The 17,906-nt window shown below is 37.9% G+C and carries 16 protein-coding genes; all 16 read right to left on the bottom strand.

The genetic code is table 11. The features are described from left to right. Positions 1-84: 84 nt before the first annotated feature. The 16 genes from BANA01_RS19545 to yfmF all read right to left on the bottom strand — a co-directional run bounded on the left by BANA01_RS19545 (position 85) and on the right by yfmF (position 17,900). The gene (locus BANA01_RS19545) at positions 85-534 is read right to left on the bottom strand and encodes a YlbF/YmcA family competence regulator (protein WP_034676700.1); all 450 of its coding nucleotides are present in this window, start codon (positions 532-534) and stop codon (positions 85-87) included. A gap of 1 nt (position 535) precedes the next feature. Then, a complete protein-coding gene (gene miaB, locus BANA01_RS19540; RefSeq protein ID WP_034676701.1) occupies positions 536-2,080 on the bottom strand; it encodes a tRNA (N6-isopentenyl adenosine(37)-C2)-methylthiotransferase MiaB in 1,545 nt (514 codons plus the stop codon). A gap of 191 nt (positions 2,081-2,271) precedes the next feature. Then, positions 2,272-3,138 (bottom strand): 2-oxoacid:ferredoxin oxidoreductase subunit beta, encoded by an 867-nt coding sequence (locus BANA01_RS19535; RefSeq protein WP_034676702.1) that lies wholly within the window; start codon positions 3,136-3,138, stop codon positions 2,272-2,274. A 2-nt stretch (positions 3,139-3,140) separates the two neighbouring features. Beyond that, positions 3,141-4,877 (bottom strand): 2-oxoacid:acceptor oxidoreductase subunit alpha, encoded by a 1,737-nt coding sequence (locus tag BANA01_RS19530; protein WP_034676703.1) that lies wholly within the window; start codon positions 4,875-4,877, stop codon positions 3,141-3,143. 465 nt (positions 4,878-5,342) lie between these two features. Continuing rightward, a complete protein-coding gene (spoVS, locus tag BANA01_RS19525; protein WP_003181955.1) occupies positions 5,343-5,603 on the bottom strand; it encodes a stage V sporulation protein SpoVS in 261 nt (86 codons plus the stop codon). Positions 5,604-5,774: 171 nt separating this feature from the next. Continuing rightward, positions 5,775-6,572, bottom strand: a complete 798-nt coding sequence (locus BANA01_RS19520; RefSeq protein WP_034676704.1) for a TIGR00282 family metallophosphoesterase — start codon at positions 6,570-6,572, stop codon at positions 5,775-5,777. 394 nt (positions 6,573-6,966) lie between these two features. Then, complete coding sequence (gene rny, locus BANA01_RS19515) at positions 6,967-8,526, bottom strand: ribonuclease Y (protein ID WP_034676706.1); 1,560 nt, start codon at positions 8,524-8,526, stop codon at positions 6,967-6,969. A 313-nt stretch (positions 8,527-8,839) separates the two neighbouring features. Then, on the bottom strand, positions 8,840-9,880 hold the full coding sequence (gene recA, locus BANA01_RS19510; protein WP_034676708.1) for a recombinase RecA: 1,041 nt from the start codon (positions 9,878-9,880) through the stop codon (positions 8,840-8,842). 524 nt (positions 9,881-10,404) lie between these two features. Then, positions 10,405-11,658 (bottom strand): competence/damage-inducible protein A, encoded by a 1,254-nt coding sequence (locus BANA01_RS19505; RefSeq protein ID WP_034676710.1) that lies wholly within the window; start codon positions 11,656-11,658, stop codon positions 10,405-10,407. An 18-nt stretch (positions 11,659-11,676) separates the two neighbouring features. After that, a complete protein-coding gene (gene pgsA, locus BANA01_RS19500; RefSeq protein ID WP_034676712.1) occupies positions 11,677-12,255 on the bottom strand; it encodes a CDP-diacylglycerol--glycerol-3-phosphate 3-phosphatidyltransferase in 579 nt (192 codons plus the stop codon). Positions 12,256-12,305: 50 nt separating this feature from the next. Beyond that, positions 12,306-13,226, bottom strand: coding sequence for a helix-turn-helix domain-containing protein (locus tag BANA01_RS19495; protein WP_034676714.1), 921 nt, complete (start codon positions 13,224-13,226; stop codon positions 12,306-12,308). 21 nt (positions 13,227-13,247) lie between these two features. Then, positions 13,248-14,039, bottom strand: a complete 792-nt coding sequence (locus BANA01_RS19490; protein ID WP_034676716.1) for a DUF3388 domain-containing protein — start codon at positions 14,037-14,039, stop codon at positions 13,248-13,250. 156 nt (positions 14,040-14,195) lie between these two features. Beyond that, positions 14,196-14,453: a DUF3243 domain-containing protein gene (locus BANA01_RS19485; RefSeq protein ID WP_034676717.1), complete on the bottom strand. Its 258-nt coding sequence runs from the start codon at positions 14,451-14,453 to the stop codon at positions 14,196-14,198. Between the two features lie 81 nt (positions 14,454-14,534). After that, the gene (gene ymfI / locus BANA01_RS19480) at positions 14,535-15,257 is read right to left on the bottom strand and encodes an elongation factor P 5-aminopentanone reductase (protein ID WP_034676719.1); all 723 of its coding nucleotides are present in this window, start codon (positions 15,255-15,257) and stop codon (positions 14,535-14,537) included. A 73-nt stretch (positions 15,258-15,330) separates the two neighbouring features. Further along, positions 15,331-16,620 (bottom strand): EF-P 5-aminopentanol modification-associated protein YfmH, encoded by a 1,290-nt coding sequence (yfmH, locus tag BANA01_RS19475; protein WP_034676721.1) that lies wholly within the window; start codon positions 16,618-16,620, stop codon positions 15,331-15,333. Then, on the bottom strand, positions 16,620-17,900 hold the full coding sequence (yfmF, locus tag BANA01_RS19470) for an EF-P 5-aminopentanol modification-associated protein YfmF (protein WP_034676723.1): 1,281 nt from the start codon (positions 17,898-17,900) through the stop codon (positions 16,620-16,622). Before yfmF ends, yfmH begins: the two co-directional genes overlap by 1 nt. Positions 17,901-17,906: the final 6 nt, after the last annotated feature.

Below are 17,906 nucleotides of genomic sequence, written 5' to 3'. Positions count from 1 at the left end.
TCTACAGTATCCTTCAACACAGCCATCTAAGTTTGTTAAATGCACAAAAAAACCAGGCTTTTATAAAAGCCTGGTTTGGTTTATTTAATGTTCGTGGTCGTGGTCGTGATTTCCGCAAGATCCACCAGTGCTAATACTTGCACCGGTTTCACCTTTTAAGACATCTCCGCCAGTTGACTCGATAATGACGTCTGTTACCTTATTAGAGATGGTTGTAGCAATCAACTGAAGCAGTTCATTTACTTCAATTTGTGACTGCTTAAACTCTTGAACAACTGGAATTTCATCTAGTTCCTGTTCAATTGAAGCAATTTTGTCTTCTACTTTTTTCAATGCTTCTGGCTTACCGTAATGCTGTAAATTAACGGCTTGCTTTTGTAAACCCTTAATATCAGAAATTAACGTACTAACCTTTGGGTTAACATGAATCTGTGCTTCTGCACGTTTAAAGAAATCAACTTCCTCAGTTTCTGCTATCATGCGTGCTAATTCTTGTGCACGAGCGATGATATCATCTTTTGTATATACCGCCACTTTACTTCACCTCAACTGGTTCTAATTCTTCCACTATTTCTCCGTTTAATGACCATGTTTTTGCGTCCGTAATTTTCACTTTAACAATTTTACCAATTGCTGATTTTGGAGCTGCAAAATTCACAAGCTTGTTTCTTGAAGTGTATCCAGCTAGGACGTCAGGATTGTTCTTGCTCTCCCCTTCAACAAGAACCTCAACTATTTGGCCTTTATATTTTTTCATTGCTTCAGCAGATAGCTCGTTGACCAACGCATTTAAACGCTGTAAACGTTCCTTCTTTACCTCCATTGGAACATTATCCTGCATTTTTGCTGCAGGTGTACCCTCCCGTGGAGAATAAATGAATGTATAAGCTAGTTCATAGCCTACTTCACGATATAAAGATAACGTTTCTTCAAATTGTTCATCCGTTTCATTTGGATAACCCACGATGATGTCAGTTGTTAATGCAACATTTGGAATAGCCGATTTAATTTTGCGTACTAACTCTAAGTACTGTTCTCTCGTATATTTACGAGCCATAATTTTTAATACATCCGTTGATCCAGATTGAACAGGCAGATGAATATGGTCCATTAGATTACCGCCTTTTGAAAGGACTTCAATCAAGTGATCATCAAAGTCACGTGGATGACTTGTCGTGAAACGAATACGAGGGATATCAATCTTCCGTAATTCGTTCATAAGGTCACCTAAACCATAGTTCATATCTTCTAAGTCTTTACCATACGCATTTACGTTTTGGCCCAAAAGTGTAACTTCCTGATAGCCTTGTGCCGCTAAATGACGTACTTCCTGGATAATCTCTTCGGGACGACGGCTTCGTTCCTTCCCGCGCGTATAAGGAACAATACAATAGGTACAGAATTTGTCACAGCCGTACATAATGTTGACCCATGCCTTAATATTTCCGCGTCTTACTTTTGGAAGGTTTTCAATTACGTCACCTTCTTTTGACCAAACTTCCACAACCATTTCTTTAGACATGTACGCTTCATGTAAAATATTTGGCAGACGATGAATGTTATGTGTACCAAAGATCATGTCTACTTGGTTATAGGTTTTTAAGATTTTATTGACCACAGATTCTTCCTGTGACATACATCCACATACACCTATTAGTAGGTCTGGCTTTTCGGTCTTCAAATGCTTTAAATGTCCTAGTTCACCAAACACTTTATTTTCAGCGTTTTCACGAATGGCACACGTATTTAATAGAATGACATTCGCCTCTTCTGTATTATCAGTCGGTTCATAGCCTAAAGCTAAAAAGATTCCTGCCATTACTTCCGTATCGTGTTCGTTCATCTGGCAGCCGTACGTACGGATATAGAACTTTCTGCCTTCACCCATACCGCGAAACTCTTCAGGAATGGAGAAATCGTTGTGGTATTTCACTTCTTCTTTACCACGTGTTTTAGCGTCTTTTAAAGATGGTGCCGTAATGACCTGTTCAAAGTACTTACTGTAATCCTTGGCGGATTTTTTGTCCGAAGAATTAGCAGCTTCAATTTGTTTAGATTCTAAACGTTGTTTTTCATTCATTAGTAGTAAAATCTCCTTTCAGTCGTTTTCCTTCATGTGTCTATTAATATTAATAAAGTAATTTTTTACCTGTACATAGTGTTAGAGCACCTCTAATATACTTCTGCACATTATTATAGTATAAAGGTTAATAGCCTTGAAAACAATAGAAAATCCCGCAGCAGCACACTACGGGATTCTCACAATTGCTATTACATGAATTCGCCAACTAATTTATCAAAATATTCTTGGTCAAGGTCTAAATCAGCCTGAGATAAAGGAGTTTCAGAGTAACCATTGATTAATTCCTGATAAGATTGACGTTCAGTGTTTTGATAAATTAAACCGGTAACTAAGCCATTATGCTTCATCAATGTCTGCATAGCTTCTTCACGGTTTGAAGGATCATAACCTTCAATATCACTTAATTTCGTTAGATTTTCTTTAAACCAGTCATATGTGTTAACTTTATTGTACGTTACACATGGGCTGTATACGTTTATTAAAGAGAACCCTTTATGCTTAATACCTGCTTCAATTAAAGCAGTTAAATCCTTTAGATCCGTTGAAAAACTTTGTGCAACAAACGTTGCGCCAGCAGTTAGGGCCATCTCCATTGGAGAAATAGCTTGTTCAACAGAACCCATCGGAGTTGATTTTGTTTTAAATCCAGCAGCGGAACGTGGAGACGTTTGTCCCTTTGTTAAGCCATAGATTTGGTTATCCATTACAACGTAAGTAATATCAATATTTCTACGAATTGCATGGATTGTATGACCCATACCAATTGCAAAACCGTCTCCGTCACCACCAGAAGCGATAACTGTTAGATCACGATTTGCCATTTTCACACCTTGCGCGATTGGTAATGAGCGGCCATGAATTCCATGGAAACCATATGAATTAATGTATCCAGAGATACGGCCAGAACATCCAATACCAGAAATAACAGCTAAGTTTTCAGGCTCAAGACCTACATTCGCTGCTGCACGTTGCATTGCCGCTTGTACAGAGAAGTCGCCACAGCCAGGGCACCAGTTCGGTTTTACATTATTTCTAAAGTCTTTAAAAGTGGCCATGTTTAGAACAACTCCTTACATTTTGTATATACTTCGTGTGGTAAGAACGGATTACCGTCATATTTTAAATGTTTAATAATCTTTTCGGCATGACCGACATTCATTTTCATAATGTTAGCCAATTGTCCAGTAGCATTGTTCTCAACAACTACTACTTTTTTAGCTGAACGAACAAGTGGTAATACTTCGTCCGTTGGGAACGGGTGAATCAAACGAATTTGAGCATGGTTTACTTTTAAGCCTTCGTTTTCTAAACGAACCATTGCTTCTTCGATTACACCACGAGTAGAATTGAATCCAACAAATAAAACGTCGGCATCTTCGTGTTTAACATTTTTATAAACAGGTGTGTTGAAACGAATATTTTCTATTTTACGGAATCGCTTGTCCATTTGGGCAATTCTGTTTGCTGCGGATTCAGAAGGTTTACCAGTTTCATCATGTTCAACACCTGTTACATGGTGGATACCATTTTTCATACCAGGGATCACACGCGGTGAAACTCCATCAGCCGTCACTTCATAACGTTTAAAATATCCTTTGTTTTCATTTTCAGGAATTTCATCTGTTACCAGCTTACCACGTCTGATTTCAACTTTATCCATACGTAATGGTTCAACGGTCTGCTTACCTAGAGATAGTTGAAGATCTGAAAGGATAATAACAGGACATTGATATTCTTCAGCAAGGTTAAATGCTTCAGCAGTATCATAGAATGCTTCTTCTACGGTACTTGGAGCCATTACGATTTTTGGGATTTCTCCATGTGTTCCATAGATCATTGCCATTAAATCTGACTGCTCTTGTTTTGTTGGTAGTCCTGTAGATGGACCTCCACGCTGGGTATCAACAATAACAAGCGGAGTTTCTGTAATACCAGATAATCCGATTGCTTCCATCTTTAATGAAAGTCCAGGACCAGCAGAAGCAGTAATTGTACGAACACCAGCATAGTTGGCACCAATTGCCATTGTACAAGCAGCAATTTCATCCTCTGTTTGAATAACCGAACCACCAAGTGCAGGAAGCTTTTTAATTAAATATTCCATTATTTCAGAAGCTGGTGTAATTGGGTAAGCAGCCATAAAACGGCAGCCAGCTGCGACAGCTCCTAATGCAATTGCGTCATTTCCAATCATGAACATGCGCTTCTTGCCGTCAGCTTTTTCAAGTTCCATTATTTCAACGCCATCCACAAGCTGTTTTTTCATATAATCATATCCAGCTTGAATGGCATCCATATTTTTCGCAACTACTTGCGCACCTTTTTTACCAAAAATCTCTTGAACTACTTCTTCAAAAACATGAATATCAAGATTCAAGACGGCTGATGTAGCACCAATCGCTACCATGTTTTTCATTAGAGATGTTCCTAATTCAGTAGCAATTTCTGTAAATGGAACCGCATACAATGCAGCTTGTGTATCTTCCGGTTTCTTCGGCGTGAATTTACCATCCGCAAGGATTACACCTTTCGCGTGTAACTCTTTGTAGTTTAAATCGATAGTTTCTTGGTCAAACGCGACAAGAACATCAAGATCATCAGAGATTGAACGAACTTCTGTCGTGCTTACTCTGATTTTATTGTTTGTATGTCCGCCTTTAATACGAGATGAAAAGTGACGATAACCATACAAGTAATAACCTAGGCGATTTAATGCAATAGCAAATATTTCCCCTGTACTTTCAATACCTTCCCCTTGTTGTCCGCCAACTTTCCACGAAAGTTGATTGATCATGACTTACACCCCTTTGGATATGTAAAAAATATATTTTAAAATCACTAATAGTGTAGCACTTTTCCGAGTAATTCACTAGAATTTAGTCTTTTAAAGCACTAAAAACTAAATAATATGAATTCAGAATACGTACTAAACGCTTACAATTCTAGACCTCTAAACCAAAAATTGCAACCCTTTCAGACTAAATATTGTCTAAAATATGAATATTTTTTTATATTTTAAAAATTGACATATAGTAAATCTTCATATCTAGCTGTAAAATGATTATAAAACGTTGTTGTTATGCGATTTATTAATAAATCTAATAAAATATGTTACTTTAATACTTTATTCAAGAAAACGTTTTCATTTATATTAGAATAACATTATTTTATCATTTGTATATAAAAATACCTGCTTAAAAATTTAAGCAGGTTAAAGTTTGTTTTATTCTCTTGTTTGACTTCATTGATTCTATCTCTTTCATCTTGGTTCAACAATAAGCTTTATAGCTGTGCGTTCTTCACCATCAATCTGAATATCAGTGAACGCAGGGATGCAAATCAAATCAACTCCGCTAGGTGCTACAAATCCTCTTGCAATCGCTACTGCCTTAACAGCTTGATTCAATGCACCTGCACCAATCGCCTGTATTTCTGCTGCACCTCTTTCACGCAGAACTCCAGCAAGTGCACCAGCTACAGAATTAGGATTAGATTTTGCTGAAACTTTTAATATTTCCATTCCTAGCTCCCCCTTGTATAATCCCGATCCTGGCATGAGCAGTTTCATGAGCAAATCAGGTATATAAGATTCCACTGCTACTATATTCATTCTGCAAAAGACATATTCCGGCTTGGACAAAAAAAGTGCATATTTACTGATAAAAAGAGAAAAACCTTCCATAGTGGAAGGTTAAGAATACCAAGGATGATCTTCATTTATTAGAATTCTTTCCATTTTTTTGCATTTGCCTGTTTTTCTGTCAAGTTCCAAGTAGACACCACTTAGCTGAGTTCTACCCGTTTTAGGGACCTCAAATCTCACTGGAAGGCTTGTTAGGAATTTAGTGATGACCGCTTCCCTTTCCATACCAAGAATACCATCATATGGCCCTGTCATGCCTACATCTGTTAAATACCCTGTTCCGTTTGGCAGGATGCGGCTATCTGCTGTTTGTACATGTGTATGTGTACCTACGACAGCAGAAACCCTCCCATCCAAATACCAGCCCATTGCCTGTTTTTCACTTGTCGCTTCTGCATGAAAATCCACAAAGATAAAAGGTGTACGCTCTTGAGCGATTTCGACTAATTCATCTGCCTTTTTAAAAGGACAATCTAACGGTGGCATAAAGGTTCGCCCCTGCAAATTGATGACCGCTACTTCTATGTCATTCACCTTAAAAAACGCTAATCCTTTTCCGGGAGTCCCTTCTGGAAAGTTTGCAGGACGGACCATATTCTTTGCTGATTCAATAAATTCAAATATTTCCTTGTTATCCCATGCGTGATTTCCAAGGGTTACAGCCTGCGCACCGGAACCTAAAAATTCTCGATAGATTTTTTCTGTTATACCTCTGCCGCCTGCTGCATTTTCACCATTAATAATAGTAAAATTTGGTCGATATTTTTCTTTTATTTTTGGCACATACTCTTTTACCATATCTCGACCTGGTGATCCTACAACATCTCCAATAAATAATAAGTTCATATGTAATCCTTTCGTGTTGCATTTATTTATTATAAATTGTATCACACTTTTATTTTAATTAACCGCTCGTTACCTTTCAAAAAGGCGTGTTTCAGGTTATTGTTGATTTTATTAATTTTAAGAAGATTAAATAGACGGAAGAATTCCGCTTAATTTGAAATTACGAATAAAAATAGCTTATTTAGACGGAGAAATTCCGCCTATTGCCCGGAAATGCGAGAGTATAGAAGTTTTTTCTTTGGATAACCGGAAAACCTCCCCTTATTTACTCCAAAAGAGACTCCATTCTACTTTTAACCGGAATTTCTCCACTTAGTTACTTTCACTGGTTTCTGGAGCGCAAATCAATTTAACACAGACCGCAAAAAAATAAAGCAGTGCTTAGAGCACCGCTTTATTTTGCGTATTCTACAGCCCGTGTTTCACGGATGACTGTCACTTTAATATGTCCTGGATAATCGAGTTCTTCTTCGATACGTTTTCGAATATCACGAGCTAAACGATGTGCTGCTAGATCATCAACCGCATCTGGTCTTACAATGATCCGTACCTCTCGGCCAGCTTGGATAGCAAAGGATTTCTCAACACCTTCATAAGACTCAGAAATTTCCTCCAGCTTTTCTAAACGGCGGATATAGTTTTCAAGAGTCTCACTGCGTGCCCCAGGTCTCGCAGCTGACAAAGCGTCAGCAGCAGCCACAAGAACAGCAATGGTTGATGTTGGTTCCGTGTCACCATGGTGCGAAGCAATACTATTGATAACAACTGGGTGTTCCTTGTATTTTGTAGCAAGTTCAACCCCAATTTCAACATGGCTTCCTTCCACTTCATGGTCAATCGCTTTTCCGATATCGTGTAATAGACCTGCACGACGTGCAAGTGTCTCATCTTCACCAAGCTCAGCTGCAAGTAAGCCCGAAAGCTGTGCAACCTCCATGGAGTGCTTCAAGACATTTTGACCGTAACTTGTACGGAACTTTAAGCGTCCTAGGATTTTAATTAGATCCGGATGTAATCCATGAACTCCGACCTCAAATGTCGTTTGTTCACCGACTTCACGGATGTACTCATCCACTTCACGACGAGATTTTTCGACCATTTCCTCAATTCGCGCAGGATGGATTCGTCCATCTTGGACTAACTTTTCAAGCGCTAATCGCGCAGTTTCTCGACGAATCGGGTCGAATCCTGATAGAATAACAGCTTCTGGAGTATCATCGATAATCAAGTCAATTCCTGTAAGTGTCTCTAGTGTACGGATATTTCTTCCTTCACGGCCAATAATACGACCTTTCATCTCATCATTTGGAAGGTTGACTACAGATACAGTCGTTTCCGCAACATGGTCAGCAGCGCAACGCTGGATTGCAAGAGAAAGAATTTCTTTTGCTTTCTTATCTGCTTCCTCTTTCGCACGGTTTTCACTTTCCTTAATCATTATCGCAGTGTCATAGGTTAACTCCTGCTCCATTTTATCGATAATGATGTGCTTCGCTTCCTCACGAGTCAAACTCGAAATACGTTCAAGTTCAGTTTGTTGTGTTCGTACCAACTCGTCCACTTTGCTTTCCATCTGTTCAATATGCTGTTGTCTTTGGTTTAGAGAATCATCCTTCTTTTCTAACAGAATTTCTCGTTTATTTAACGATTCATCCTTTCGATCTAAATTCTCTTCTCTTTGCAGTAAACGGTTTTCTTGTTTTTGCAGTTCATTTCTTCGTTCACGAACCTCACGTTCGGCTTCTGTACGAAGCTTGTGAATTTCATCCTTTGCCTCTAGCAAAGCTTCTTTTTTCAAAGAATCAGCATCACGCTTTGCATCTTCAAGGATCTGCTCTGCAGCATCCTTTGCACCCGCGATTTTTGCCTCAGCAATGGATTTACGAACAAAATAGCCAACAACGGCACCGACGATAATGCCAAGCAAAATGGAGATGATAGTAATAGGTTCCATCGTTACACCTCCTCTTGCTATGAACTTTTGTTACACTTTTCAAGTGTCGGCATGTATGTTGGTTAAGTTCAACATACAGCAAGCACCAAGCTTTTCATTGTAATATTAACAAAAATGTAAAATATACATGTTAATTGTAAATGTGTGTATATTCATTGTCAAGGGTAACTCCTGTCAGCTTTTTGAAATATTTAGACTTTGTTCATATCTTAACAATATATAATTTGATATAACATGAATAAATATCCATATTTATTAATAATTATTCAATTTATTGAAAAGAGCAAAACCCAATCAGGCTTTGCTCTTTTTGTTAGTCTATTAATTCGAATTGCTCATCGTCATCGGCTTCAGTGACTATTTTTTCCCCGTCTAATCCGAAGTGTTCACGAATCTTTTGCTGAATTTCAAGACGAATACTTGGATTTTCTCTTAAGAAAGTCTTTGCATTTTCACGGCCTTGACCAATTCTTTCCTCATTATATGAATACCATGAACCGCTCTTTTGAACGATATCTAAGTCAGAGCCAATATCAATGATCTCGCCCTCTTTAGAAATTCCTTCCCCATACATAATATCCACTTCAGCAGTACGGAATGGAGGCGCAACTTTATTTTTAACAACCTTAATCTTGGTTTTGTTTCCAACCACGTCAGTGCCTTGTTTAATAGCTTCTCCACGACGTACTTCAACACGGATTGTAGAGTAGAATTTCAACGCACGACCACCAGGGGTCGTCTCAGGGTTTCCAAACATGACGCCAATCTTTTCACGAACTTGGTTGATAAAGATTGCAATTGTCTTCGATTTGTTAATGACACCAGAAAGTTTACGGAGCGCTTGAGACATTAAGCGGGCTTGAAGACCCATGTGTGAATCTCCCATTTCTCCTTCAATTTCTGCTTTTGGAACTAGTGCTGCAACGGAATCGACTACTAGAATATCAATTGCACCGCTTCGTACAAGTGCTTCTGCGATTTCTAGTGCTTGTTCCCCTGTATCAGGCTGGGATAACAATAACTCATCGATGTTTACTCCTAGTTTTTGTGCATATGCTGGATCTAGGGCATGCTCAGCGTCGATAAATGCTGCTTGTCCGCCTGCAGCTTGTACTTCTGCAATTGCATGTAAGGCAACAGTTGTTTTACCAGAGCTTTCAGGTCCGTAAATTTCAATAATTCTTCCTCGAGGATATCCGCCAACACCAAGTGCTGCATCTACTGCTAATGAGCCACTTGGACTTGTTAAAATTCTTGTGTCCGTCTTCTCGCCCATTTTCATGATGGAACCTTTACCAAATTGCTTTTCTATCTGTTTTAGCGCCATCTCTAAAGCCGCTTTACGATCACTCACTACTAGTTCCTCCCTTATATATAAACCAAAAAAGTTAATAGCCAAATTCTATAAATTTAAAACCTATTAATAATATAACCTCTTTTTGGGTATTTGTACAGCAAAAAGTCGAACACTTATTCGATTTTTTTGAAACAAAAAGTCATGTAAAAATAGGAAAATCCCCCAGTGATTTATATCTTTTTGATTCACTTTTTTATTACTTTTTACTTTTTCTCCTATTTTCAGACTACTTCCTTTAAGATAGATTTGTTAAAGTATGATATTGATTTTCCATGTTTGAAAATAAACGGAAGATTTCCGGCTAAATGGGGAAAATAGTATATTTCCTTAAAAATAAGGGGAGTTTTTCCGGTTATATGATCCAAGTCTATGGATTTTGTCATATTTAGAGCAGTTAACCGGAATATCTCCTCTTATATCTGCTTCTTAACTTCCTCTATATACATTAACCGGAAATTCTCCGCCTATGGATTACACGAAAGTAAATAACCTATTCTATGATAAAAAAATCACAGAGAGCGTTAATTAGCTTTCTGTGATTCTTGCAAAAGTTTTATTAAATAATAGCAGCCATATTTCACAGAACGGCTTCGGTTTGCTTCTCTTGAACCGCCTAGTTCCAGCTTTTCAACCACTGTTTGTTTTCCTCTAATCGAGATCCCAATGTAAACTGTTCCTACAGGTTTACCCTCAAGCTCAGCAGGACCAGCGACACCCGTGAAACAAATCCCTATATCAGCACCTACTAATGCTGCAACATTTTCAGCCAGCTCTTTTGCACACTCTTTACTGACAACTCCATGTTTTTCAATCGTTTCTGGTTTGACTTTTAATACATTCTTCTTAACCTCATTCGTGTAGCAAACCACTCCGCCCTTTAGGACCGAACTAACACCGGGTACACTTGTTAATTCCTGCTGAAACAATCCGCCGGTCAAGCTCTCTGCTGCTGAGATCGTTAATTTTCTTTCTTTTAAAATGTTCATAAGTTCAGATACTATGGAAGTATTGTTATAGCCATATAAAAACTGGCCAACTCGAGCTCTGATGTTACCCTCTACTTCATTAAGCATAGCCTCTGCTGTTTGCAAGTCATGGTGCTTCGCCGTAAGCCTTAACGTGCATTCTCCGTCTGCAGCAAGCGGGGCAATCGTTGGATTTGTTTGTTGTTCTATTAAATCAATGATTTCCGTTTCTAACGCTGCCTCTCCAATACCAAAGAACCTTAAAACTCTAGAAACGATTTTCTCATCCGTTTTTACTTGTTTGGACAAGGCTGCAGCACCAAAGTGTAAAAACATAGGCTCCATTTCTTTCGGAGGTCCTGGCAGAAGCATATATACTCGATTACCAGTCTCTACCATCATACCTGGTGCCATCCCATGATGATTTGGCAGGATAGTAGAATCTTCTAAAACAAGGGCCTGCTTTTTATTATTTTCAGTCATTACTCTATTTCCCTTTTTAAAATAAAGTTCAATAGATTCTAATGCTTCTTGATCCATAACTAGATTTTTCCCTAAATGCCGAGCAATCGTTTCCTTCGTTAAATCATCCTTTGTTGGTCCTAGACCGCCGGTAAAAATAATTAAATTTGAACGGTTTTCTGCAATTTCAATTACAGACCTTAATCGGTCAGGATTATCACCAACTACCGTATGAAAAAAGACATTGATACCGAGTACTGCGAGTTGTTGCGAAATAAAGCGTGCATTACTATTAACGATTTGACCCAGCAGTAATTCAGAACCAACTGCAATAATTTCTGCATTCATCATCCATTACCCCAAGTTCTATTTAGAATTTTTAAAAACATGCATGTTCTTTGAAAAATAATCCCATCCAGACCAAATAGTAAAAATTAAGGCAACCCATAATGCTACATCACCAAATGGAAATCCAATCATTTCAAAAATAATGTTATGTAATAAAAGTGCTGATATTGCGATAATTTGTGCCCAGGTTTTGATTTTTCCGAGATTATTAGCAGCGACCACTTCTCCACCCTCTACTAGCAAGAGACGAAGGCCCGTCACAGCAAATTCACGGCTTATGATTAAAATAACAATCCACGAGGCTGCATATCCAAGATCAACAAGAACAACTAGTGCTGCAGAGACAAGTAATTTATCTGCCAGCGGATCGAGGAATTTCCCCATATTTGTAACAAGATTGTATTTTCGGGCATAATAGCCATCCACCCAATCTGTCGCTGAAGCAAAAATAAAGATTAAGGCTCCCACAAAATGGGTTACCGGAAGGTCAGCTCCCAGCAAATGCATGTTTCCCCAATCAAAGGGGAATAGCATGATTATCAGGAAAATAGGAATTAAAAGAATCCTTGATATCGTTATTTGATTTGGTACATTCATTGTTTTGCCTCCAAATAATATTAGAACGAAAAATAGTCATCACTTGATGACTATTCGTTCTTCGGAACATATTGAATCGTAATGTTCTGAACAACCTGATCAGCAGGTGCGATTGCATACTCCAGCTTTTGGTCATTGACGTAAATCTCAGTAGCGACGGTATTACCAACAACAATGACTGCTTTGGATTCACCGGCTAAATCAACTTCTGTACTTTGTGTACCAGTGTTCGATAACATCCCATTGAACTTGGAAATACCACTGCCTGTTTTAACACTTACCCATGTATTCCCTGTTGTCACCAGTTTTAAAACAAACTTATCTGCATTTTTCAAATCATAGGAAGAGTTTTTCCCACTGTTTTGAACTGCAGCTAATTCTTGCTTAGGAGTTTCTACAACGGGTTTTTCCTCAACAGTCTTTTGCTCATCATTCTTTTGTTGATCATTCTTTTTTTCTTCTTTATTTTGTTTCGTATCTTCTTTTTCTGTCTCATCCGCTTTGTCCAGATTTTCAGAGCGTACAAATTTTACAGGTTCATTTTTCTCATTAATCTGGTCATTAGCTTTGTCACCGACGTTATTAACAAAGAAATAATACAGTAATCCAGCGGCGCCAATAATAAAGACCCCAATTAAAACCTTTGGGATAATATCAAAAATTTTCGAAGATCCTTCTGATACCGACTTTCGCGATTTCACCCGCGACAGTTTCTCAGGTAAATCATCATTGTGAGTTGCTGGTATTTCGTTTTTATACGTTTCAAATATTTCTTCTGGATTAAGCTGAAGTGCCTCAGCATATTGTTTTACAAAAGCACGAACATAAAAATTCCCTGGCATACTAGAATAATTGCCTTCTTCAATCCCTATCAAATACCGTTTTTGAATTTTTGTGATTGCCTGTAAATCCTCTAAGCTTAATCCTTTGGCTAATCGCGCTTCTTTTAGTCGATTACCTAATTCAGTCACCTATTAACACCTTCCAATTAATTAAAATCCAAAATCTCCAAAATCAGAGCCAGAGAATAAGTTATTTTGGTCGACAATATCATATGTAATTTCCTCATCCGCATCGTTTCGGAGCTCAATGATGTAATCAAAATCATCCAGCGTATACTCAGAATTTTGAACAAAGATATCCGGGTGTTCGACCACTTTGACTGCAGGTAAACGCATAATTTCACGTACGAGCTGCCAATGTCGTTCACTAGCACGTTTGGTTGAAACAATTCCATCAAGAATAAATAAATTATTCTCGTTGTATTCATCTTGAATCAGCTGGTTCCGTATTGTTTGTTTTAGAAGAGTGGAGGATACGAACAGCCATCGCTTGTTAGCACATACGCTCGCAGCCACTACTGACTCTGTTTTACCTACCCTTGGCATTCCGCGGATACCTATCAGTTTGTGTCCTTCCTGCTTAAATAACTCTGCCATAAAATCAACCAATACACCAAGTTCACTCCGAACAAACCGGAATGTTTTTTTATCATCCGCATCACGTTGTATGTATCGGCCATGGCGGACAGCCAGGCGGTCACGCAGTTTTGGTTCTCTAATCTTTATTACTTTTATTGTGTCCATTGTATTTAAAATTGACTCTAACCGTTTAATTTGGTTATCATCTTTTGCTAAGATTAATAAACCGCGTCGCCCTTCATCTACACCGTTAATGGTTACAATATTAATTGATAGCATTCCGAGCAATGATGAAATGTCGCCCAATAAACCAGGACGGTTTTTTTGAATCTCATATTCTAAATACCACTCTTTCTTTTCCATAAAAACCTCCTTAGGCGTATACGACAAATTTTTCATTTCCTCATCTATCCAATATAATATATGATTTTGATACAAGATGAAAGCAAAAACAAGTTCAATCTTTAATTAAGTATGTAATACTCATAAAAAGCAAAAAAAGAGAGGTTGCCCTCTCTCTTAACGACTTCCGTTATTTTGAACTAATTTTACCATAATGTTTGCAATGGCTTGCTGCTCTTCTTTATCGGCAACAGACCATAGGTCAGCAAGAATTCTTTCTTGCTCGTTTTTCGGTTCTACCTGCTCAGCTAGGTAATCACCAATTTGTAATGCAAGCGCACTTATTGCACCCTCGCTCATCCCTTCATTTTGTGCCTGGTGAAGGCGGTCAGCAAGAAAATCCTCCCATTGCTTCCAGTTATCTAAAACAGACATATTAAACCCTCCTTTATAGTTGTACATTGTTATTTTGCAATGATAGGGAGGAATTTATTCATCAAAAAAAATATGTATAATTTATGTATACCAACCGCCATTTATCGATAGAACTTGTCCTGTAATATAGGAAGATTCATCAGATAGTAAAAATTTAACACCATTGGCAATTTCCTCTGGAACACCTAACCTGCCCATAGGAATTTCGTATTGAAGATGTTGTTTATCCTCTAGAGAGAACTGGCTCATCATTGGTGTTTCAACTGCTCCAGGAGCAATGGCATTCACCCGCACCCCATTTAAGGCTACTTCTTTACTTAATGCTTTTACAAACGAAATTTGTGCTCCCTTCGCAGTCGAATAAACGACCTCGCATGCAGCACCAGTTTGACCCCAGATGGAGGAAATAAGAATGACATTTCCTGACCTTTTTTGAATTAGTTTCGGCAGCAGTTCTTTCGTAATCATTAAAGGATTCATTACATGAACTCTCATTAAAGACTCCATGTCTTCCTGTTTTACATCCACAAGGAGACCATAATGAGTATTGCCGCTGCAATGAACAATGGCGTCGAGGGAGAAGATTTGTGAACATATCTTTTTATAGCCATTCGGCTCTTCTAAGTTGGCTTGAATGGCAGTATATTCACCGCCAAATGGTTCGAGTTGATGGAGTAAATCCCTTATTGATGTTTCATTTTGATTAAAGTGCAGATACAGATTATAGCCAAGAGAAGCTAATTTTAATGCCACCGCTTGTCCTATCCCGCCGCTTGCTCCTGTAATTAGTGCATGCTTGTCCACGTGCTTCACTCTTTCTATTTTTAGCTGACTTAATTTTAATCGAAAAGAGAAGCGCCGGCAGCGGCGCTTCTTGTTATTTCTTAGGTATCACTTGGCAGACTGAGAAACGTTCTTCTGAAATAACTTCTGAGGCCATTGTTTTAATATCATCCATCGTTATTTTCTCTAATGTCGGAACGACATCGAATAAATTCATGTCATTGAAGGCATATCTTGTGAATTGGTTTGCAATATACTCTGGTGAGTTTACTGCACGTAAAAATGCACCGATTTTTTTCTTTTTAGCCCTTTCTAATTGCTCTTCAGTAAATGTTGTACCATTCTTAGCTTGAAAAAGCATATTTTTTAGCTGATCCGCAAGTTTATCAGGGTTTTCTGTATCTCCGCCAACCATCGCAAAACCGAAGCCTTGTTCTTGTGTATAATCATAAGAGAAGGTTTCATCAATCAGACCTTCATTATAAAGTTGATTATAATTTTCTGAGCTTTTTCCAAACAATAAATCCAAGAGGACATTCATGGTTAATTCATTCTTTAATAACTCTGGTCCCGTTTGATCTACATGAAGTGCTTTCATCCCAATTAGGCATTTAGAGGTTTGCACATTCATTTCAAGCACTTGTTTTGGCTGGGCTGTTTGAACTGGCTCATCTTCAAATTTTCGTTGAATCTCTGGCATTTCTTTGTATTGCTTTTTCGCTTGGTTTTCCCGCACTTGATCCATGAATTTATTTGGGTCAACTGGCCCTACAATAAACAATAGCATATTGCTCGGATGATAGAAGGTATTGTAGCACTCATACAGCAAGTCTTTTGTAATATGGGAAATCGATTCAATCGTACCGGCGATATCAATTTTTACTGGATGGTTTTGATACAAATTTTGAATCAGCCCAAAATACAGACGCCAATCAGGATTATCATCATACATAGTTATTTCTTGACCAATAATCCCTTTTTCCTTTTCAACCGTTTTTTCCGAAAAGTACGGATCCTGTACGAAATCAACTAAAGTTTCTAAGTTTTTTTCTACATCTGAAGTACTTGAGAACAAATATGCTGTACGAGTAAAAGAAGTAAAGGCATTGGCTGAAGCCCCTTGTTTACTAAACTGTTGAAAAACGTCACCGTCTTCCTTTTCAAAAAGCTTATGCTCAAGAAAATGCGCAATACCATCAGGAACCTTTACATATTCCTCTTTTCCTAATGGTACAAAATGATTATCAATCGATCCATACTTTGTTGTAAAGGTAGCAAACGTTTTGTTAAAACCTTTTTTTGGCAGAATATAGACATTTAATCCATTGGGTAACTTTTCATGATAAAGTTCTTCTTGGAGCTGGTCAAAATTAATCTTTTCCATTATTTTACCGCCTCCGATCCAGTTAAGAAGTAGATGGTATCAAGTTCAATTTTATTCGCAACCGCTACAATTTCTTCCTTTGTTGTCTTTTCCATATCATTAATCCATTGTTCAAGTTTTATATCCTTACTAGCGACAACATTATGATAAAGAATCTCTGTTAATCCTCGGGATGTATCTATGGTTTCAAGAATTTGATTTCGAATCACTGCTTTAGTTTGGATTAATTCTTGATCAGAAAAGTCACCTTTTTTCATCGCTTCCAACTGATCGCGAATAATTCCCACTGCCTGGTCATAGTTCTTTAAATCAATCCCTGACATGACCATCATCAGTCCCTTATGGCTCTCTAGCCGGCTGGAGACATAATAGGCTAAGCTTGCCTTTTCACGGACATTGATAAACAACTTCGAATGTGAAAATCCTCCAAAAATGCCATTGAACAATTGAAGGGCAAAATAATCGGAGTCTCCATAGACAATATTGGTACGGTAACCGATATTTAACTTTCCTTGTTTCACATCCTGTTGTTCTTTTACTTCATTTTCCTTTTCCTTTTTCGGTGTCTCAGTGGAAACTGCTTTTTGTGGTGTACGGTCATCAAATTTCAGTAGGCTTTCTGCAATACTTTTTACTTCGTCTTCATTTACATCACCAATGACATAAAGGTCCATTTCATCTTCAGAAAATGCCTTTTTAAAGTATTCATATAAATTTTCTGGAGTAATGGAGTCAACATCCTCAGCTTCACCATTTACTTGTAGAGCATAGGGTTCACCCTTACACATTTCTTGCAGCAATCGTACATTGGAATAACGCATTTTATCATCATAAACCGATTGTATTCGCTGTTTTAATGTTCTCTTTTCTTTGTTCACTGTCTCTTGATCAAATGCATTGCCTGTAACATTTGGTTTTGTCAAAACCTCTGAAAGAAGCTCGAACCCTTTTTTCAATAGAGGGGTACGATCACTTAAGAAATTCTCATTTGCAATCTCAAGTGTGAAACTGATAATATGATATTCACCTTTTTTCGCTAAATCAATGAATAAGGTGGCACCATATAATTCATCTAAATAAGACCGTAATGCAGTTGTTGTCGGATACTTTGCGGAGCTGCTTTGTAAAACCTGAGGAAGCAGTGCTCTTTTCGTTACATCTTCCTTTGTTAACGGTGCTTTCATTTTCCATACAAATGTATTCGTTTTGTATTTATCTGTTTCAATGACATGGAGTTTGTAGCCCTGCATATTGGTGATTTTTTCAGCAGTTGAATCCATCTCAAA

It is taken from the genome of Neobacillus niacini NBRC 15566, assembly GCF_001591505.1.
In the GTDB taxonomy this organism is placed as follows: Bacteria; Bacillota; Bacilli; order Bacillales; family Cytobacillaceae; genus Neobacillus; species Neobacillus niacini.
Note: the sequence above shows the minus strand (reverse complement) of the source record. Positions and strands in the feature narration are given on the sequence as shown.